This window comes from Roseicella sp. DB1501 (assembly GCF_013112485.1).
GTDB lineage: Bacteria > Pseudomonadota > Alphaproteobacteria > Acetobacterales > Acetobacteraceae > Paracraurococcus.
This window is the reverse complement of sequence record NZ_JABFHG010000008.1, coordinates 239,396-259,299: the sequence shown is the minus strand read 5'-3', so window position 1 is coordinate 259,299 and position 19,904 is coordinate 239,396. Positions and strand designations below refer to the sequence as shown.

The 19,904-nt window shown below is 72.8% G+C and carries 18 protein-coding genes; 14 read left to right on the top strand and 4 right to left on the bottom strand.

Annotated features, from left to right (window positions below):
- Positions 1-107 precede the first annotated feature (107 nt).
- From HJG45_RS17585 to HJG45_RS17570, 4 genes are all read left to right on the top strand, one after another.
- Positions 108-1,178, top strand: a complete 1,071-nt coding sequence (locus HJG45_RS17585) for an LLM class flavin-dependent oxidoreductase (RefSeq protein WP_171613407.1) — start codon at positions 108-110, stop codon at positions 1,176-1,178.
- Between the two features lie 42 nt (positions 1,179-1,220).
- Positions 1,221-1,373, top strand: a complete 153-nt coding sequence (locus HJG45_RS17580; protein WP_171613406.1) for a hypothetical protein — start codon at positions 1,221-1,223, stop codon at positions 1,371-1,373.
- Between the two features lie 103 nt (positions 1,374-1,476).
- Positions 1,477-3,075, top strand: a complete 1,599-nt coding sequence (locus HJG45_RS17575) for an ABC transporter substrate-binding protein (protein WP_171613405.1) — start codon at positions 1,477-1,479, stop codon at positions 3,073-3,075.
- 4 nt (positions 3,076-3,079) lie between these two features.
- Positions 3,080-4,768 (top strand): N,N-dimethylformamidase beta subunit family domain-containing protein, encoded by a 1,689-nt coding sequence (locus HJG45_RS17570; RefSeq protein ID WP_171613404.1) that lies wholly within the window; start codon positions 3,080-3,082, stop codon positions 4,766-4,768.
- Positions 4,769-4,811: 43 nt separating this feature from the next.
- Here the strand turns inward: HJG45_RS17570 and HJG45_RS17565 are convergent, their stop codons facing one another.
- Entirely contained in the window at positions 4,812-7,148 is a 2,337-nt protein-coding gene (locus tag HJG45_RS17565) for a xanthine dehydrogenase family protein molybdopterin-binding subunit (protein WP_368040624.1), read from the bottom strand.
- Positions 7,149-7,301: 153 nt separating this feature from the next.
- Here HJG45_RS17565 and HJG45_RS17560 point away from each other — a divergent pair, with 153 nt between their 5' ends.
- The 9 genes from HJG45_RS17560 (at position 7,302) to HJG45_RS17520 (ending at position 15,694) form a co-directional block, all read left to right on the top strand.
- The gene (locus HJG45_RS17560; RefSeq protein WP_171613403.1) at positions 7,302-8,069 is read left to right on the top strand and encodes a 2-keto-4-pentenoate hydratase; all 768 of its coding nucleotides are present in this window, start codon (positions 7,302-7,304) and stop codon (positions 8,067-8,069) included.
- A 3-nt stretch (positions 8,070-8,072) separates the two neighbouring features.
- On the top strand, positions 8,073-9,257 hold the full coding sequence (locus HJG45_RS17555) for an MFS transporter (protein WP_171613402.1): 1,185 nt from the start codon (positions 8,073-8,075) through the stop codon (positions 9,255-9,257).
- A 288-nt stretch (positions 9,258-9,545) separates the two neighbouring features.
- Positions 9,546-10,850, top strand: a complete 1,305-nt coding sequence (locus HJG45_RS17550) for a PepSY domain-containing protein (protein WP_171613401.1) — start codon at positions 9,546-9,548, stop codon at positions 10,848-10,850.
- Entirely contained in the window at positions 10,847-11,551 is a 705-nt protein-coding gene (locus tag HJG45_RS17545; RefSeq protein ID WP_171613400.1) for a MotA/TolQ/ExbB proton channel family protein, read from the top strand. Before HJG45_RS17550 ends, HJG45_RS17545 begins: the two co-directional genes overlap by 4 nt.
- 6 nt (positions 11,552-11,557) lie before the next feature.
- Entirely contained in the window at positions 11,558-11,986 is a 429-nt protein-coding gene (locus HJG45_RS17540; protein ID WP_171613399.1) for a biopolymer transporter ExbD, read from the top strand.
- A 3-nt stretch (positions 11,987-11,989) separates the two neighbouring features.
- On the top strand, positions 11,990-12,799 hold the full coding sequence (locus tag HJG45_RS17535) for an energy transducer TonB (protein ID WP_171613398.1): 810 nt from the start codon (positions 11,990-11,992) through the stop codon (positions 12,797-12,799).
- A 300-nt stretch (positions 12,800-13,099) separates the two neighbouring features.
- Positions 13,100-14,080 (top strand): transglutaminase family protein, encoded by a 981-nt coding sequence (locus HJG45_RS17530; protein ID WP_171613397.1) that lies wholly within the window; start codon positions 13,100-13,102, stop codon positions 14,078-14,080.
- 25 nt (positions 14,081-14,105) lie between these two features.
- Positions 14,106-14,951, top strand: coding sequence for a transglutaminase family protein (locus HJG45_RS17525; RefSeq protein WP_171613396.1), 846 nt, complete (start codon positions 14,106-14,108; stop codon positions 14,949-14,951).
- Positions 14,948-15,694 carry an N-formylglutamate amidohydrolase gene (locus tag HJG45_RS17520; protein WP_171613395.1) on the top strand — a complete coding sequence of 249 codons (747 nt, stop codon included), beginning with the start codon at positions 14,948-14,950 and terminating at the stop codon, positions 15,692-15,694. The genes HJG45_RS17525 and HJG45_RS17520 overlap by 4 nt, the downstream gene beginning before the upstream one ends.
- Positions 15,695-15,706: 12 nt before the next feature.
- Here HJG45_RS17520 and HJG45_RS17515 read toward each other — a convergent pair whose 3' ends face one another.
- Complete coding sequence (locus HJG45_RS17515) at positions 15,707-16,435, bottom strand: transporter substrate-binding domain-containing protein (protein WP_171613394.1); 729 nt, start codon at positions 16,433-16,435, stop codon at positions 15,707-15,709.
- 260 nt (positions 16,436-16,695) lie between these two features.
- Between HJG45_RS17515 and HJG45_RS17510 the strand changes: the two genes are divergently transcribed.
- The gene (locus tag HJG45_RS17510) at positions 16,696-17,856 is read left to right on the top strand and encodes a phytanoyl-CoA dioxygenase family protein (protein WP_171613393.1); all 1,161 of its coding nucleotides are present in this window, start codon (positions 16,696-16,698) and stop codon (positions 17,854-17,856) included.
- A 27-nt stretch (positions 17,857-17,883) separates the two neighbouring features.
- Here HJG45_RS17510 and HJG45_RS17505 read toward each other — a convergent pair whose 3' ends face one another.
- Together HJG45_RS17505 and HJG45_RS29250 are read right to left on the bottom strand one after the other, a co-directional pair.
- Positions 17,884-18,669: an ATP-binding cassette domain-containing protein gene (locus tag HJG45_RS17505; RefSeq protein ID WP_171613392.1), complete on the bottom strand. Its 786-nt coding sequence runs from the start codon at positions 18,667-18,669 to the stop codon at positions 17,884-17,886.
- Between the two features lie 118 nt (positions 18,670-18,787).
- The gene (locus HJG45_RS29250; RefSeq protein WP_171613391.1) at positions 18,788-19,831 is read right to left on the bottom strand and encodes an energy transducer TonB; all 1,044 of its coding nucleotides are present in this window, start codon (positions 19,829-19,831) and stop codon (positions 18,788-18,790) included.
- Positions 19,832-19,904: the final 73 nt, after the last annotated feature.

Below are 19,904 nucleotides of genomic sequence, written 5' to 3'. Positions count from 1 at the left end.
CGCGCGCCTTGGCCCTTCCGGTCTCGCCATGCCCGCCGCGCTTGCCGGGGACCGTCCTTCCTTCCTAGCGTCTCCCGAGGGGAAACGAACCAGGAAGCGACGCCATCATGGAATTCGGCATCGGCATACCAACCTCGAGCGAATCGTGGCGGCTCGCCCAGCGGGCCGAGGAACTCGGCTTCACCCATGCCTGGTTCTACGACACGCAGATGATCACGGCGGACTGCTTCGTCGCCATGGGGGCGGCGGCGATGAAGACCAGCCGCATCCGCCTCGGCACCGGGGTGCTGGTGCCGTCGAACCGCATCGCCGCGGTCACCGCCAATGCCTTCGCGACGCTGAACGGGTTGGCGCCGGGGCGCATCGACTTCGGCGTCGGCACCGGCTTCTCGGCCCGCCGCGCCATGGGGCTCGGCGCGATCAGGCTGGCCGAGCTCGAGGACTACATCCGCGTCGTCTACGAGCTCCTCGCCGAAAGGACGGTCGAGACCGTCATCGAGGGCAAGCCGCGCAAGATCCGCTTCCTCAATCCGGATGCCGGGCTGTTCAATCTCAAGGATCCCATCCGGCTGCACCTGTCCGCCTATGGGCCGAAGTCGCGGGCCATGGTCGGGCGGCTCGGCGCCGCCTGGAAGACCTTCATCGCCGACCTGCCTGGTGGCCTCGCGGCCATCGAGGAGATGCAGCGGGCCTGGGGCGCCGCGGGACGCGCGGCGGAGGATCTCTATGCCACGGCCTGGGTCTGCGGCTGCGTGCTGCAGCCGGGCGAGCCGGCGGATTCGCCGCGCGCGATGCGCCAGGCCGGGCCGCGCGCCGCCGTGCTGCTGCACCGCGCCGCCGATCTGGACATGGAGGGATGGAAGAACTCCTCCGAGGTCCCGCCCTCGACGCAGGCGAGCATCGACGGCTATGTCGAGGTCGCGCGCGGCTTCGAGCCCGCCGATGCGCGCTACCTGATGAACCATCGCGGGCATTTCCTCTTCGTGAAGCCGGAGGAACGGCCCTTCGTCACTGCCGAGCTGATCCGCCGGACCACCTTCACCGCACCCGAGCAGGAGCTGACGCAGCGCGTCGAGGCGCTGCGCGATGCGGGCTGGAAGCAGCTCGTCTTCCCCATCACGCCGGGGGAGGAGGATGCCATCGAGGACTGGGCCCGGATCGCGCGCGCTTTCTGCTGATACGGGCGGCCATTGATGGTGATCCATCAATGGCCACCATCCTTGCCCCTCGAGCTGCGCGGCAAGCCGGTCGTCGTCCGGGGCAACATCCTCAACATCGCCAATCCTGGCTGCTGGACGGCGGCGAACCCCACCTATGGCCTCTCGCTGGGCGTTCCCCGAACCTTCCTGCTCTCCACCAGCTTCGACTTTTGAGCTGCATGGCCCGGCAGCCGCCGGTCCTGCACCGATGCCGGGCCGACCTAGCGGCATCCGGCGTCATGACGCACACTCCCCGCGAAACCGGCGGAGGTCCATCATGAAGCGTCGCTCTCTCCTGGCCCTGGCGGCCGGCGCGTCGTCATCGACACTCGCGCGGCCCGGCGTCCTGCGGGCCCAGGGAACCACCGGCGCGTCGAGCGTGCTGCGCTTCGTGCCCCAATCCGACCTGACGCTGCTCGACCCCGTCTTCAACACGGCGCTCGTGACGCGCAATCACGGCATGATGGTCTACGACCAGCTCTACGGGCTGGATGCCAGCTACGTCGCCCGGCCCCAGCTGGTCGACGGCCATGTCATCGAGGATGACGGCCGCACCTGGCGCATCACCCTGCGCGAAGGCCCGACCTTCCATGACGGCACGCCGATCCTGGCCCGCGACGCCGTCGCCAGCATCGACCGCTGGACCAAGGCCGATGTGCTCGGGCAGAACATCCGCGCCATCACCAACGAGATGGTGGTGGTCTCCGACCGCGTCTTCCTGGTGAAGCTGAAGACGCCCTTCCCGCTGTTGGCCACCGCCCTGGCCAAGCCATCCTCCTATTGCCCGGTGATGCAGGAGCGCTTCGCCAGGAACCCGCCTTCCGTCCAGGTGACGGAGATCGTCGGCAGCGGCCCGTTCCGCTGGATCGCGGGCGAGCGCATGACGGGCTCCCGCGCGGTGTATGAGCGCTTCGCCGGCTACAAGCCGCGCAACGAGCCGGTGAGCTTCCTGGCCGGCGGCAAGGTGGCGCGGGTCGATCGCGTCGAGTGGCACACCATCCCCGACGCCGCGACGGCCGGCGCGGCGTTGCAGCAGGGCGAGGTGGACTGGTGGGAGGTGCCGACCGCCGACCTCGTGCCGCGGCTGAAGCGCGTGCGAAACCTGCGGGTGGAGGTGAAGGACAAGGCCGGGTTGATGGGCATGATCCGCTTCAACCACCTGCAGCCGCCCTTCGACAATCCGGCGATCCGCCGCGCCTTCCTGCCCGCCATCAACCAGACCGACTACATGACGGCGGTGATGGGCGACGACCGGACGCTCTGGAACGACCGCTGCGGCTTCTTCCTGCCCGGCACCGCGCTGGCGACCGAAGCGGGGCTGGAGACGATGGCCGGGGCGCCCGACTACGACAAGGTCAAGCGCAACCTCGAGGCGGCGGGCTACAAGGGCGAGAAGGTGGTGCTCGCCGTGCCGACCGACCTCACCTCGCTGAATGCGATGAGCGAGATCGCCGGCGACATGTTCCGCCGGACCGGCATCAACCTCGATTACCAGGCCTCCGACTGGGGCTCGGTCGCAACCCGCGTGATGAACAACCGGGACGGGCTGGACAAGGGCGGCTGGAGCGCCTGGTGCAACTACATCCCCGGCATCATCGCGCTGAACCCGGCGACGCAATCCTATGTCCGCGGGCCGGGCAGGGGCGGCACCTCCGGCTGGCCCGACCTGCCGAAGATCGAGGCGCTGCGCGACCAGTTCCTGGCCGCCGAGGGCCTGGCCGAGCAGAAGCGGATCACCGAGCAGATCCAGCTCCAGGCCTTCCAGGACATCCCCTACCTGCCGACCGGCGCCTACACCCCGCCCACCGCCTTCCGCAGCAATGTCACCGGAATCGTCGAAGGCTTCCCGCTGTTCTTCAACCTGCAGAAATCCTGACGCGATGCCGCTCTACGACGACCCGACCGCCCGGCCCGACAGCACCGTCAATGTCGGCCCGCGTGTCATCTACCCGACCTCCGGCGACCACCACTGGCAGGAGATGCGCCCCTTCGAGGCGCCGCGCGGGGACCCCGACTGGCATGAGATCCATGTCTATACCGACGCCATCTCCTACGCGCCGGGCGAGACGGTGTGCTTCCACGGCAGCACCAATGCCGAGCGCTGGAGGATCGAGGTGGTGCGCGACGGGCTGCATCCCGCGCCGGTGCACCGGGAGGAGGGCTTGCCGGGCAGAGCCACGCCCATGCCCGCCGACGCCTATGAAGCCGGCTGCGGCTGGCCGGTGCTGCATCGCTGGACGCTGCCCGAGGACCTGCCCTCGGGCTTCTACCTGGTCGAATCCAGCGTCGCCCGGCGGCAGGGCGGCCGCTTCGTGCAGCACCATTTCTTCGTCGTCCGCCCGGCGCCCGGCGCGAAGCCGGGGCGGCTGCTGCACATCCTCCCGACCTGCACCTACACCGCCTATAACGACTGGGGCGGCGCCAACCACTATGGCGGCAGCCACGGCCCCGGGCGCAACGCCATGTCGCCGCTGCTCAGCCTGCAGCGGCCCTGGACCCGCGGGCTGGTGAAGCTGCCGGAGAACGCGCCGCGCATCTGCGCCACCCTCGCCGAGCCGATGACGCCGCTGCGCTACGACTTCAAGGAATGGTCCTACGCCAACGGCTTCAGCTACTACTACGCCGCGACGGGCTGGGCGCAGTACGACCGGCATTTCGTCCTCTGGGCGGAGGGCGAGGGCTATGCGCTCGACACCATCACCCAGACCGACCTGCATCTGCGGCCGGAGCTGCTGGACGGCTATGCCTGCGCCGTCATCGTCGGCCATGACGAGTACTGGACGCGGGAGATGCGCCTGGCCGTCGAGCGCTACGTGGAGCGCGGCGGCCATCTCGCCCGGTTCGGCGCCAACTTCACCTGGCAGGTCCGGCTGGAGGAGGAGGGGCGGCGCCAGGTCTGCTACAAGAGCAACGCCCCCAGGGCCGATCCCATCCGCGCGACCGGCGACGACGCGCGGCTCACCAGCGCCTGGGAGGACCGGCATGTCGGCTGGCCCGGCGCCAGCACGGTGGGGGTGAACGGGCTGGGCGGCGTCTATGCGAATTGGGGGCGCTTCACCCCGCGCGGCAGCCGTGGCTTCACCCTCTACCGGCCGGAGCACTGGGCCTTCGCCGGCACCGACCTGACCTATGGCGACGTCTTCGGGGCCGAGGCGCGCATCTTCGGCTACGAGGTCGATGGCGTCGACTACACCTTCCGCGACGGCCTGCCCTATCCGACGGGCAGGGACGGCACGCCGGAGACGGTGGAGATCCTGGCCATGACGCCGGCCGTGATGGCCGAGGCGCCGCTCGAGAGCTACACCCTGCGCGCCTATGTCGGCGCGCATGACTGGTACGAGAAGGCCGAGATGATCCACGGCGTCGCCGATGAGGCGACGCTGGCGAAGACCTATCGCGGCGCCGGCATGATGGTGTCCATGCGGCGCGGCGCGGGCGAGGTGCTGACCGCCGCGAGCTGCGAATGGGTGATGGGGCTGAAGCGCCGCTGCGCCTATACGCAGCGGATCACGCGCAACATCCTCGACCGCTTCGGGGCGGCCTCGCCGCCGGGCGCGGCGGCCGCCTGACGCGGCCCGGGCGGCGGGCCGGGCAGGCCCGCCACCGGCGCGATCAGGCTCCTTCGTGCAGCAGCGCCCAGACCCGCGGCGGCGTCAGCGGCATCTGCAGGCGGTCCGCCGCCGCGGCATGGCCGCCCCGCGCCAGCGCATCCGCCACCGCATTCACCAGCGCCGGCGTCGCGCCGATCGTGCCGAGCTCGCCGACGCCCTTCACCCCGAGCGGGTTGGTCGTGCAGGGGATGCTCTGGTCGAGCGCCGTCACATAGCCGGCGATCATGTCGGCGCGCGGCATGGCGTAGTCCATGAAGCTCGCCGAGAGCGGCTGGCCCGAGCCGGGGTCGTAGACGATCTGCTCGCAGAGCGCCTGGCCGAGGCCCTGCAGCGCGCCGCCGGCGATCTGTCCCTCGACGATCAGCGGGTTCACCACCCGGCCGGCATCATTGGCCGAGACATAGGAGAGGATCTCCACCTCGCCGGTATCGGGATCGATCTCCACCTCGCAGACATGCGTGCCGTTCGGCCAGGTGGGGCCGCCGACCGTGCTGGTGGAATCGATGAAGATGCGGCCCTCGGGCTGCTTCGCCGCCAGCTCGAACAGGCCGATGCCGCGATCCGTGCCGGCGACCTGGATGCGGCCGTCGCGGTATTCGAGATCGGCGGTCGCGGCCTCGAGCGCGTCCGAGGCCAGGTCCTTCGCCCGGTCCACCGTCCGGTCGGCGGCCACCTTCACCGCCGAGCCGGCGGTGAAGAGCGAGCGCGAGCCGGCGCTGCCGAAGCCGGTGCCGCGGTCGCTGTCGCCGAACACCACGCGGATCTTCTCGATCGGCACGCCGAAGACGTCGACCGCGAGCTGGGCATAGGAGGTGGCGATGCCCTGGCCCATGGCCTGGGTCGTCGCATAGACCTCGATCTCGCCCTCGCCCTTCACCGCGACCGTCACCCGCTCCTCGAAGGCGTTGCCGCCGGTCCATTCGAGGAAGGTGGCGATGCCCCGCCCGCGCAGCCGGCCGCGGGCGCGGGAGGCCTCGGCCCGCGCCGCGAAGCCGTCCCAGTCGGCGAGCGTCAGGCCCTGCTCCATCACCTGGCCGAAGCGGCCGCTGTCATAGGTCTGGCCCATGGCATTGGTGTAGGGCATCAGCGCCGGGTCGATCAGGTTGCGCCGCCGGAGCTCGGCCGGGTCGAGCCGCATCTGCCGCGCCGCCGTGTCCATCAGCCGCTCGATCAGGTAGATCGCCTCCGGCCGCCCGGCGCCGCGATAGGGGCCGGTCGGCGCGGTGTTGGTCATCAGCGCGGTGAATTGCAGGTCGATGGTGCGGATGTCGTAGATGCTGGTCGAGACCCAGGGGCCGATCAGCAGCTGGATGGCGACTCCCGGGTTGCGCGGATAGGCTCCCATATTGGCCAGCGTCCGCACCCGGAAGGCGAGCACCTTGCCCTCGGCATCGAGGGCCAGCTCGGCGCGGCTCTCGGTGTCGCGGCCATGCAGGGCCGAGAGGAAGTCGTCGAGCCGCGTCGCCGCCCATTTCACCGGCCGCCCCACATGCTTCGCCGCGAAGGCGACGACCGCATCCTCCGGGTAGAGGCCGGTCTTCATGCCGAAGCCGCCGCCGACATCGCCGACCAGCACCCGCACCTTGTCCGAGGGGATGCCGAGCACCTCCTCGGCGATGGAATCCCGCGCCGAGGAGGGCATCTGCGTGCTCATCCGCACCGTGTAGCGGCCGCTCTCCCCGTCGTAATCGGCGAGCACCACGCGCGGCTCCATGGAGACAGGGGCGAGGCGCTGGTTGACCAGGTCGAGCGAGACCACATGCGCCGCCGCCTTGAAGCCGGCCTCGGCGGCGGCCGCGTCGCCGTACCGCGTCTCCGCCACCAGATTGCCCGGCGCCGCCTCCCAGACGAGCGGCGCGCCCGGCGCGGCGGCCTCGGCCAGGCCGACCACGGCGGGCAGCTCCTCGTAATCGACCAGCACTGCCTCGGCGCCGTCGCGCGCCGCCGCAGCCGTCTCGGCGATGACGGCCGCCACCGGCTCGCCGACGAAGCGCACATGCCCTCGCGCCAGGACCGGCCGCGGCGGCGCGGTCAGCGCCCCGCCATCCGGGCGCTTGAAGGGCAGGGTGACCAGCATCGGCTTGGCGCCGGCCGCCGCCAGATCCTCGCCGGTGATGACGGCGAGGACGCCGGGCAGCGCCAGGGCGGGTCCGGGATCGATCGAGAGGATGCGCGCATGCGCATGCGGCGCCCGGAGGAAGACCAGATGCGTCTGCCCCTCCGGCGCGACGTCGTCGGTGAAGCGGCCGGCGCCGCTCAGCAGGGCCTGGTCCTCGATCCGCCGCACCGCCCGGCCGCTGCCGAAGCGCCCCATGCCCTGGTCCATGCCGTCTGCCACGATCGTCACCCTCATCCGGTTGGCCGGAAGAGTAGAGCGGATGCCGGATGGCGGAAATCACCCGCTGCCGCGCCAAAGGGGGAGCTCGGGGGGCTTCATCCCGGCGGCATCCGCGGCCATGCTGCGGGCCGGGGCAGGGAGGGGAGCCAGCGCATGTCCGGGACCAGCACGCAACAGGCGGCCGAGATGCTGCTGGCGGTCCGCCGCGGCGGACCGCCCATCGCCGGGCTCGGCGAGGCGGCGCCGCGCGACGAGGCCGGCGCCTTCGCGGTCCAGGCGGCGGTGCTGCGGGGCCTCGGCGCCCGGGTCGGCGGCTGGAAATGCGCCGCGCCGCCGGGCAAGCCGCATTCCGCCGCCATGCTCGACGCCGCCGGCATCCGGCCGCCGGACGCGGGCGGCCCGGCGCGCTGGCCGGTGCCGCCGGGCGGCATGATCGGCATCGAGACCGAGATCGCCTTCCGCCTCGGCCGCGACCTGCCGAAGCGCGATGAGCCCTATTCGCAGGGCGAGGTGGAGGAGGCGATCGCCGCCGCCTTCCCGGCGATCGAGATGGTGGCGAGCCGCTACGCCGACCCGACCAAGGTCTCGCCGCTCGAGGCGATGGCCGACAGCATCGCCCATGCCGGGCTGGTGCTCGGCCGCGACGTGCCGAACTGGCGCGACCTGGAGCTGCGATCCCTCACCGTCCGGCAGAGCTGCGGCGGCGTGGTGCAGGTGGAGCAGCGGGGCGGCAACCCCTCGGGCGATCCCTTCACGCCGCTGGTCTGGCTGGCGAATTTCCTGCCGAGCGTCGGGCTGCAGCTCGAGGCGGGGCAGGTGGTGACCACGGGCAGCTGCACCGGCCTGATCTACGTGAAGGGCGGGCAGCGGGTGACCGGCGGCTTCGTGGGCTTCGGCGAGGTGGCGGTCGAGCTCGACTGAGCCGTGCCGGCGCGGGAGAGCGGCCCGGCGCCCCCGGCGCGGCAGGTGCTGGCGGCGATGGCCGCGGTCGTGGTGATGAACCTGCCGCTCGGCACGGTCTATGCCTACAGCGTCTTCATCCGGCCCCTGGAGGCGGCGCTCGGCCTCAGCCGGGCCTCGCTCTCCTTCGTCTTCGGCCTGACGATCCTCTGCTTCACGCTCGGGATGAATGGCGGGCCGCTGCTCTACCGGCATGTCGCGGCGCCCTGGCTGCTGGCGGGGGCCGGCGCCGTCTCGGCGGCGGGCATGGCGGTGGCGGCGGAGGCGGCCGGGCTCGGGCAGCTCGTCCTCGGCTACGGGCTGCTCTTCGGCCTCGGCGGTGGCGTCGCCTATGTGGTGCTGCTGCAGGGCATGAACCTGATGCTGACCCAGCGGCGCGGGCTGGCGAACGGCTTCATGGTCAGCCTCTACCCGCTCGGCGCCATGATCGGCGCCCCGGTCTTCGGCTGGGCGATCGGGCAATGGGGGCTGCGGGCGACGCTCGGCGGGCTGGCGGCGGTGCTCGCCCTGGCGACCGTGCTGGCGGCGCTGCTGGTGGCCGCGGCGGGCATGCGACTGGTCGCCCAGGCCGGGATGGCGGGCCCGAAGCCGCCGCGGCGCCTCGGCATCTTCCTCCGCCTCTGGATGATCTTCTTCCTCGCCGCCGCGGCCGGGCTGACCGTGCTCGGCCAGGCGGCCGGGATGGTCGAGGCCTATGGCGGCACCACCGCGCTCGCCCTCTCGGCGACGACGGCAATCACCGGCTGCGTCGCCGGGGCGCGGATCGGCGGCGGCTGGCTGGCCGACCGCTTCGCGGCGCCGCGGGTGCTGGCGGCGGCGCATGCGCTGGCGCTGCTCGCCGATGCGCTGCTGCTGCTCTTCCCGGGGCCTCTGCTGGCGGTCGCGGCGCTGGCCATGATCGGCATGGGTTACGGGCTGGTCAGCGGCAGTTCGGCGGCGGCGATCGGCATCTACTGGGGCGCGGCGCAGTATGGCCGGCTGGCGGGGCGGCTCTACGCCGCCTGGTGCCTCGCCGCCGTCACCCTGCCGGTGGTAGCCGGGCGGCTCTATGACCTGAGCGGGAGCTATGCGGCGGTGGTGCTGATCGCGGCGGCCGGCAATCTGCTCGGCCTGCTGGTCGCCGCCAGCCTGCCGCGACGCGTGGGTTGATGCGGGTCCGGTCGCGGCGGCTTTCGTTGTAGCAAAATCGCGAACGGCGCCGACGCATGGCAGCCATCCGACGTTCGGACTTGCGAGTCATTTGCAATCACGATACCGCATGTCGGTTACCGCACCGCAGCAACCTCTCCGGATGACATCGCACGTGATGCAGCGCCACCCTGTAGCACGGCAGCCGTCCGGGTCCGCCGTTTCCGGGCCGGACCTGAATGCGGCCCGCCCCGGCCCCCTTTGCCCCAGCCTCCTTCGCCCCAGCCTCCTTCGCCCCTGGACCGACGCATGAGCGCCGCCATTCGCCGCTGGCTGCTGCTCGCGCATCGCTGGACCGGGCTGCTGCTCGGCCTGGTGCTGCTGCTCATCGGCGTGACCGGCAGCATCCTCTCCTTCCAGCGCGAGATCGATGCGGCGCTGTACCCGTCGCTCTTTCGCGCCAGCGGCCCGGCCGACCCGGCCATCACGGCGAGCGCGGTCCAGCGCATCGTCGAGGCGCGCGGCGCCCAGGCCGGCACCATCCGCCCGCCGGATGCGGTCTGGCCGGTCTGGGTGGTCTCGCCGGCGCGGGGGCCCGGCGGTGGCGGCGCCCAGGGCGGTGCCCAGGGCGGCGGTGCCCAAGGCGGCGGCACCCAGGGTGGAGGGGCGGGGGGCGGCGCGGGCCGCGGTCCCGAGGGCATGGCCCGGCCCGCCGCCGCGCCGGCCGCGCCGCTCACCCTCTATATCGACCCGGCGACCGGCACGGTGCTCGGCGAGCGCGACACGCGCGACAGCTTCATCAGCGTGACGCGGCAGTTGCACGAGAACCTGCTGCTGCGCGAATGGTCCGGCCGGCAGATCGTCGGCTGGCTCGGCGTTCTGACGCTGCTCTTCTGCCTCACCGGCATCTGGATCTGGTGGCCGCGCGACGGCGCCTTCGGCCGGGCGCTGGTGCAGATCCGCAGGCGCCCTTCGGTGGTGCTCAACCTCGACCTGCACCGCGTTATCGGCATCTGGATGGCGGTGGTCCTCGCGGTGGTCTCGGTCTCGGGCGTCGCCATCATCTTCCCCAACTGGTTCCGCCCCCTGCTCGGCATCGCCGCCCCCACGCCTGGTGGGCCGCCAGGACAGGCGATGTCGGGGCAGGCGATGTCGGGACAATCTGGGCCGGGCGCGCCGCAGCCGCCGCGCCGCGAGCCGATGCGCCTCGATGCCGATGCCGCGGTCGCCGCGGCGCTGGCGCATCTGCCCGGCCAGGTCGTCACCGGCATCATGCCGCCGAGCCGGCAGCGCCAGGTCTGGACCGTGACCCTCCGCCCCGAGGACAGCGACCCCGAGGTGCGGGCCCGCACCTTCCTCACCCTCGACCCCTGGAGCGGCGCGGTGCTGGAGGAGCGCGGGCCGCGCACCCGCAGCCTCGCCGAGGAGGCGCTGGCCCTGCAGCGCTGGCTGCATGGCGGCGCCCTGCTCGGCATGACCGGCCGCCTTCTCGTCTTCGTCTCCGGCCTCGCCATGCTGGTGCTCTTCGTCACCGGCCTGGCCGCCTGGCTTCTCCGCCGCCGCAACCGGCGCCGGACCCGGCGGGCCGTCGCCCTCACCGGAAGGATCGCATGACCCCCGACGCCGCCCCCATGGCCGCCGCCCCGACCGCGGCGCCCGACCTCTCGCCCGTCACCCTCATCCTGCACGCCGATCCGATCGTGCAGGGGGTGATGCTGCTGCTGCTGCTGGCCTCGCTCGCCTGCTGGGCGATCATCCTGGAAAAGGCGGTGACCTTCCGCCGCCTCGCCGCCGAGGCGCGGCAGCTCGCGGCCGGCCCGGCCGAGGGCAAGGCGGAGGGCGAGGGCCTTGCCGCCGCCGCGCTCCGCGCCGGCCAGGCCGAATGGCGCGAGGGCCGCGACCCGGCGGAGACCGCCGGCGAGTTCCGCGGCCGGCTGGAGCACGCCATGCGGGCCGCGATCAGCGCGACGTTGCGGCGCGCCGAGCCCGGCCTGCCGCTGCTGGCGACCATCGGCTCGGTCAGCCCCTTCGTCGGGCTGTTCGGCACGGTCTGGGGCATCATGCACAGCTTCGCCGGCATCGCCGCGCAGCAGGATACCAGCCTCGCCACCGTGGCGCCGGGCATCGCCGAGGCGCTCTTCGCCACTGCGATCGGCCTGGTCGCCGCCATCCCGGCCACCATCGCCTACAACCGCTGCACCACCCGGCTGCACCGCATCCGCCAGGAGTCGATGGCCGCGGCCTCGGCGCTCGCCCTGCGCATGGCGCGGCGGCCGGCGCTGGTCGCGGGCGGCCGCAGCGCGGCGCTGGGCTGAGCCGCCATGGCGATGCTGCTGCCGGGCGGGGGCGAGGAGGACGACGCGCGCCCCGTCGCCGACATCAACGTCACGCCGCTGGTCGACGTGATGCTGGTGCTGCTGGTGATCTTCATGGTGACGGCGCCAATGCTGACCGCCGGCATCCAGGTGGACGTGCCGCGCGCCGCCGCCACCCGCATCACGCCGCCCGAGCCGCCGCTCGAGCTCGGCATGACGCGCGAGGGGCAGATCTTCCTCGGCAAGGAGGAAGTCGAGGAGGCCGCGCTCGAGCCGCGGCTCGCCGCGATGCATGCCGAGACGCCGGACCGCGCGGTGCATCTGCGCGCCGATCGCGGGATCGAATATGGCGAGGTGCTGCGCATCATGGGGCTGGTGCAGAAGGCCGGCATCCAGCGCGTCGCGCTGATCTCGCGGCCCGAGACGGCGCGCTAGGCCATGAATGCGATCGGAATGGCCCTGGAGGCGGCCAGGCAGGGGGAGGTGCAGCGGCGCTCGCGCCCCTCCGGCCGCAGCCTGGCCTGGATGGGATCGATCGCCCTGCACCTCGCGGCCGGGGCGGCGTTGTTCTTCGTCCGGCCCGCCGAGCCGCCGCCGCCGGAGACCGTCATCTCGCTGGAGGTGCCGCTGGCCGAGGATGCCAGCCCGGAGGCGGAGGCGCCGCCGGAGCCCGTCGCTGCGCCGCTCGAGCCGCCGCCGGCCGAGCCGCCGCAGGAGGTGACGCCGCCCGAGCCGGTCGCCGAGCCGCCGCCGGAGCCACCGCCCGAGCCGCCGCCCGAGCAGGTGGTCGCCGACCTGCCGGCGCCGCCGCCGATGCCGCCGCCGCCCGTTCCGCCGCGCCGCCCGCCGCCCCAGCGCCCGGTGGCGCAGGCGCCGACGCCGCCCGCCCCGGCCGTGCCCTCGGCGCCGCCGGTTGCCGCCCCGGCCCCCGCCCCGGCGGCGCGGGCCACCGCCGCGGCACCCTCGGCGAGCTACATCTCGCGGCTCTTCGCGGCGCTGGAGCGACACAAGAACTACCCGCAGGAGGCGCGGCTGCGCCGGATCCAGGGCGTCGCGCTGCTGCGCTTCGGCATGCGCCGCGACGGCAGCGTGGTGAGCTACCGGCTGGTGCGCGGCACCGGCGATTCCTCGCTCGACGAGGCGGTGCTCACCATGATCCAGCGCGCCTCGCCGCTGCCCGCGCCGCCCGACGACCTGCCGGGCGACCCGGTCGAGCTCAGCGTGCCGATCCGCTTCAGCCTGCGCTGAGCCGCGGCACGGCGACTCAAGAAGGCCCACCGGACAAGGTCCGGTGGGCAGTTGACTTGAGGGAACGGGAGGAAGGGCATATCGCCCGATAACCCTTCTAGGCCCCAGGCCCGCCGGTTGCTGTGCCGCTGCGCACAAGACCGCTGTCGGGGCAGCGGCAGACTTTGCTGCAGCGCCCGCGAACTTTCCGCCTGCCTGTCGGTTCTCCCTGCGTCACGGCTCTGGTCGAGGAGGGAGTGTCCTGCGCCGCTGCGGTTTCCTCTCGTCATGGAAGTTTCCGGGCTGTTAGGTCTGCCCGTCATGCCCATCCTCAAGGTCCGCCACCTCACCACCTACCGCTACCGGCAGCCGGTTGCCTTCGGCGAGCATCGGATGATGCTGCGACCGCGGGAGGGCCACGACCAGCGGTTGTTCGAGACCCAGCTCAACATCACGCCAGCCCCCGCCGAATTGCGCTGGCTGCACGATGTCTTCGGCAACAGTGTCGCCATCGCACGCTTCTCCGGCCGGTGGCGCGAATTGTGCTTCGAGAGCGTCGTGCGCCTCGACCACCACCCGCTGAACGCCCTCGACTTCCAGATCGAGGACTATGCCCGGACCTATCCCTTCGCCTATGGCATGGAGGAAATGCCGGACCTCGCCCGCTCCATCGAGCGGCACTACCCGGATCCCGAGCGCGTGGTGGATCGCTGGGCGCGGCGCTTCCTGGGCCGGGACGGGCCGGCCGCCACCCTGCCGCTGCTCGAGGCGATGACGCATGCCATCCGGCGAGAGCTCACTTACATCCCGCGACACGAACGCGGCATCCAGGACCCGGTCAAGACCCTGAAGCTCGGCAGCGGCACCTGCCGCGACTTCGCCGTGCTGATGATGGAGGCGGCGCGCTCCCTCGGCCTCGCGGCGCGCTTCGTCTCGGGCTACCTCTACAGCCCCGGCCGCGACGGCGAGGGCCATGTCGGGGGCGGCAACACCCATGCCTGGGTGCGGGTCTACCTGCCGGGCGCGGGTTGGGTGGAGTTCGACCCGACCAATGGCATCGTCGGCAACCGCGACCTCATCCGCGTCGCCATCGCCCGCGACCCGTCGCAGGCGCTGCCGCTGCACGGCACCTGGTTCGGCTTCCCGGCGGACAGCCTCGGCATGACGGTCGAGGTCTCCGTCACCAGCGAGACCCCGGCGACGGCAATCTCCCCCGCTGTTCCCCCCGCTGACCCACCTGCCCCATCCGCGAGCGAGGCGGCGTCGGAGCCGCCGGCGCGCCCCCATGTCCTCACGCCCTGAGGCGCCCTGAGAAGGAGACAGCGCCGTGCAGATCCGCGCCGGCTTCGAGATCACCTATGACTGCCCGCAGCCGACGCCGATGCTCCTCGCGCTCAGCGTGCATCCCTCGCGCATGCCGGACGTGATCGGCCCGCACCGCATCGCCTTCGACAGGCCGATCGGCGCGACGGATTACCGCGATTCCTTCGGCAACATCGTCACCCGCATCCTGGCGCCGCCGGGACGGCTGACCATGGCGGCGGAGTTCCTGGTGCAGGATCCGGGCACGCCGGACGCGGTGGTGCCGGAGGCGGCGCAGCATGCGGTGCAGGACCTGCCGGACGAGGCGCTCGTCTTCCTGCTCGGCAGCCGCTACTGCGACACCGACCGGCTCTCCGACACCGCCTGGTCACTCTTCGGCGGCACGCCGCCGGGCTGGGCGCGGGTGCAGGCCATCTGCGACTACGTGCACAACCACATCACCTTCGGCTATGAATTCGCCGATCCGCGGCGCACCGCCTCCGGCGCTCATGCCGAGCGGCACGGCGTCTGCCGCGATTTCGCGCATCTGGCCGTCACCCTGTGCCGCTGCATGAACATCCCGGCGCGCTACTGCACCGGCTATCTCGGCGATATCGGCGTGCCGCCGGTCGACTACCCGATGGATTTCAGCGCCTGGTTCGAGGCCTATCTCGGCGGCCACTGGCACACCTTCGACGCGCGTCACAACACGCCGCGGATCGGCCGCATCCTGATGGCGCGTGGCCGCGACGCGACCGATGTCGCCATTGCCACCACCTTCGGCCCTTGCATCCTGGCCGGGTTCCGGGTGATCACCGACGAGGTTCCGCCGCCCGACGACGCGGCCTCCATGAAGCAGACGCTCGGATGAGCGACGCGCCGGCGCCCGTAACCCTGGTCAATGGCGAGGGGCGCTCGCCCATCCTGCTGCTCTGCGAGCATGCCTCGAACCACATCCCGCCCGGCTATGCCCGGCTCGGCCTCGCCGAGGCGGAGCTGCAGCGCCACATCGCCTATGACATCGGCGCGGCGGAGCTGGCGCGACGGCTGGCCGCGCGGCTGGACGCGCCGCTCTTCCTCGCCGGCTATTCGCGCCTGCTAATCGACCTGAACCGCCCCTTGCAGGCGCCCTCCAGCATCCCGGAGATCAGCGAGGCGACGGTGATCCCAGGCAACCGGGGGATCGACGCCGCCGAGCGGGCGTGCCGCCAGGAGGCCTGGTTCACGCCCTTCCACGACCGCGTCGCCGGCTTCCTCGATGCCCGCGCCGCCGCCGGGCGGCCCGCCAAGGTCATCGGCGTGCACAGCTTCACGCCGGTCTATCTCGGGCTGCGCCGGCCCTGGCATGCCGGCATCCTCTACGGCACGGCGCGGGATTTCGGCGCCGCGCTGGTGCGCGGCCTCGCCGCCGAGCCCGGCCTCGTCATCGGCGACAACGAGCCTTACCGCATCGAGGCGGCGATGGACTACACGGTGCCGGTGCATGGCGATGCGCGCGGCCTGGATGCGGTGCTGCTGGAGGTGCGGCAGGACCTGCTGGCCGATGCGGCGGGCTGGGAGGACTGGGCCGACCGCCTCGCGCGCGTGCTGCGCGAGGCCGTGTCGCCACGATAAGCCAGTCTGGGTTCAGGCCGCCGGCGCCACCGAGAGGCCGCGCACCTTGTGCATCTCGATCAGCCGCGCGACCAGGCCGGAGGATTTCGCCTCCTCGACGAAGTCGCGCAGGAAGGCGGCGCCGGCCGCATTCTCCCGCGCTGTGCCGATCGCCTGCTGCACCGCCATGAACTGGCCGTCCAGGATGCGCGCGCCGGGCAGCGCCTCGACATCGGAGATGAGGCCCGGCCGCAGCCCGGCATAGACCTCCATCTTGTCGTCGCGGAATTTCTGGAAGGCGGCGGCGCCGCCGCCCGGCACCAGCACCAGCTCGGCCTGCTTGATGTTGCGCTCGAGCCAGAGCGTGTAGGCGGCGCCGGCGCTGCTGCAGATGCGCAGGCCCTTGCGATCCACCTGCTCCATGGCGGTGATCGACGAGCCGGGCGGCACCAGATAGGTCGCCTCGATCTCGCAATAGGCGGCGGTGAAGGCGATCTTCGCCGCGCGCTGCGGCTCGGCGCCGATGAGCGCGATGTCCCAGGCGCCGGTGCCGGCGGCATCGGCGATCTCGCTCGGCCGTGCGAAGGGCACGAGCTTCACCGGCACGCCGAGCCGCCCGGCGATGGTGCGCGCCATGTCGGGCGAGACGCCGTCGGGGTCGCCCTCCGGCGTGCGGCCGGTGACGAGCAGGAAATTGCCGAGATTGATGCCGGCGCGCAGCACGCCGGTCGGGGCGAGTTGGGAGGTGATCTCGGGGGACATGCGCGGCGTTCCGTTGCCTGGGGATGGCGCCCGCGACGGTTGGGCCCGGGCGGGCGGGGCGGGGAGCAGGCCGGAGGCGAGCATGGCCGGCAGGATGCGGCGCCGCATCATGGCTGTTCCTCCCCGTCGAGGCGGCGATTAGACCGCCCCGCCTCCGTTCCGGCAAGGCGCCCCGCCTGGCTTGGTCGGTCGATTGTCATCCGCGCCCGCGGCGCCCTATGCTCCCCGACCGACCCGCGCGGCGGCAGGAAGGAAACGCCATGAACAAGCCGGTGACGAAGCTCGGCGTCGATTACGGCCCGGAAGAGGCGGCGATGCAGGCCTATCTGCGGCAAGGCGAGGCGCGCGCCTTCGCCCTCGGCAATCGGGGGCCGCTGCGCCTCGGCCCCGATGGCCGCATCCATCCCGAGATCCTCGAAGCCTATTGGCGCTGCGGCTTCTACGTCTTCGAGGGCGTGCTGCCAGCCGAGGAACTGGCCGATATCGAGGCCGACATCCACGCCATCCTCGACCGCCTGCCGGTGGAGCGCGGCGCGCCGCTGGACGCGCAGGGCCGCCCGGCGCTCGCCGCCGACTGCGAGGCGCCGACGCTGTTCTGGGCCAAGCCGCTCGGCGACCCGATGGGCGGCACGGCGGCGGCGAACGGCCGCCACCCGGTGAAGATGTTCGAGCCCAAGGCCTCCTCCGACGCGCCGCGCGAGATCGTCTATCTCATCCTCGGCTCGCTGCAATTCTCCGAGGCGCATCTGCGCGTCTATGGCCATCCCGGCCTGCTCGCCATGGCGGCGGCGGTGAACGGCGACGACTTCGTGCCCTTCAACGAGGCGCTCTTCATCAAGGAGCCGGGCCGCGGCGCCTCGGTCGCCTGGCACCAGGACGGCGTCACCCATTGGGGCAGCCCGGACTGGGATGAGGGCACGCACGGCTTCAATTTCATGGCGCAGCTCTATGGCTGCACCCCGGCCAATGGCGTCTGGGTGGTGCCCGGCTCGCACAAGCTCGGCAAGATCGACATCAAGGCGCGGATCGCCGCGGTGGGGACGGAGCGGCTGCCGGATGCGGTGCCGATCGTCTGCAAGCCGGGCGACGTCGCCATCACCAACCGCCAGACCGTGCACGGCTCCTTCGCCAATACCAGCCCGGACTGGCGGGTGACGCTGAACTTCGGCTTCCACCGCCGCCGCTCCGTCCTCGGCGTCGAGGCCGGCGGCGTGCACAATGCGCGCGCGGTCTATGACGCGGCGCGGATCCGGGAGAGGGCGCGGGTGATCGGCTATGCCATCGATGCTCGCCGCCAGCGCTTCCCCGGCGAGACGCCCTATGTCTACCGGCCGCATGCCGAGGCCGGCGAGACCTGGCGCTGGGACGCGGCGGCGAAGGTCGGGATGAAGGATTACAACCTGCTCGACCTGAGCATCTGAGTCGCTTGGCGGTTCCGGGGACGTCGTTCAGCCGGGAGCGGGCGCGGCGGTGAGCCGGGCGAAGGCCGCCGGCAGGTCCGGCGCGCCCGCCTGCGCCAGCACCTCGGCCACGCCGCCCTCCGCCTGCACGCGCCCGGCGGCGAGCATGATCACCCGCGCCTCCTCCGGCACCTCCTCGATCAGATGCGTCGCCCAGAGCACGGCGAGGCCCTCCTTCGCGCAGAGGCCGCGCACATGCCGGCGCACCGCCATGCGGCTCGGCAGGTCGAGTCCGGTTGTCGCCTCGTCGAGCAGCAGCAGCGAGGGGCGGGTCAGCAGGGCGCGGGCCACCTCGGCGCGGCGGCGCTGGCCGCCGGAGAGCGCCCGCACCGTGCTGCCGGCGCGGTCGGCGAGTTCGACCCGGGTCAGCTCATGCATCGCCCGCTGCCGCGATTCGCCGCGCGGCAGGCCATGCAGCGCGCCGTGATAGAGCAGGTTCTCGATCACCGAGATGTCGGGATCGAGGGTCGGCTGCTGGAACACCACGCCGAGCCGGGCCAGGGCGGCGCCCGGCGCCTCCCGCATCTCGGCGCCGAAGATGCGCACGCTGCCCGGCTTCCGCGCGTCGAACAGGCGGGTGATCAGGGCGAAGAGGGTGCTCTTGCCGGCGCCGTTCGGGCCGAGCAGCACGGCGAACTCGCCCGGCATGACCCGGAAGCTCACGTCGTGCAGCACCTCGCGCGCGCCATAGGCGAAGGACAGGCGCGCGACCTCGAGGGCCGGCGCGGCAGGGTGGGCGGCGGGCGCGGCGGCGCTCTGTCGGTTCGGCTGCATCGGTCTGGCGCGTCCTCCCTGGCCGCTTCCCGTTGCCGCACCATCCCGCGGCACCCCTGTTGCGGCAAGCCCACCGCGCGGCGGCAGTGCCCGGCATGAACCGGCCGCCATGCCGGCTTCAATCGTCGATCCGGAAGCGGACCGGGATATCCACCCAGGCCTCGATCGGCCGGCCATTCTCCAGCGCCGGGGCGATCTCCCAGCGGCGCGCCGCGGCTTCGGCGGCGGCGTCGAGCTCGCGGTTGCCGGTGCTGCGCAGCAGCCGGATGTCCCGTGTCGTGCCGTCCGCTGCGACGCGCAGGCGGAGCAGGGCGGTGCCCTCGATCCCGGCATCGCGCGCCTGTTCGGGATAACGCGGCGGGGCCGGCGGGCGCCGGAAGCGCGGCGCGCCGGTCAGCACCGGGATGGCGGCGGGCGAGGCCGGCGCGGCCGGCGCCGGGGTGGCAAGGGCCGCCGGCTGCGGCTGGCGAGGCGGGCGCGCCTCGGTGGGACGTGGCTCGGCGGGACGTGGCTCGCTGCGGTGGGGCTCGCTGCGGTGGGGCTCGCTGCGGCGGGGCTCGGTGCTGCGGGCCGGCGGGCTGCGCTGCGGCGCCGCGGGCGGTTCGGGCGGCGGCAGGGGCAGCATCTCCTCCGTCTCCGGCCCGGCCTCGGCCGCCATGGGCGGCGGTGCCGGCAGCGGCGGGATCGGCAGGGCGGCGACCTGGCTCGGCGCCTCGGCCGGCGGCGATTCTGCGGGCGGCACAAGGCTGGGCGAGGGCATGGGGGCCGAGGCCAGGGAGGCCGAGGCCGGGGAGGCCGAGGACAGGGGGCCCAAGGACAGGGGAGGCGGGGGCATCATCGCATCGGCCATGGTGGCCAGCGCATCCTCCGGTTCCAGCCCCTCGGCTGGCTGCGGCGCGAGCGGCGTCGGCTCCGCCGGGGCGGGAGAGGCCGGGAGCAGCGTGGGACTGGCCGGCGCGGGCTGGCTGGCCTCCGGTGCATCCTGCCAGACGAGCGAGACGGCGGCTTCCGGCAGCGCCGCCGGCGGGGCTGCGCGCCAGGCGAGGCCAAGGGCGATGCCGGCCCCGGCCGCGGCATGCAGGGCGAGCGAGGCGACGGCGGCCCAGCCGAAGCGCGACCAGGTCAGTCGCCAGCCCTGCGGCCTGTCGGGCCGTCCTGCCATGCCGTCTCCATCCTCCCTGCCGCGGTCTTGGCTGCGGGCGTACCCGGTGCCGCATGCTGCGCCCGACGGGAAG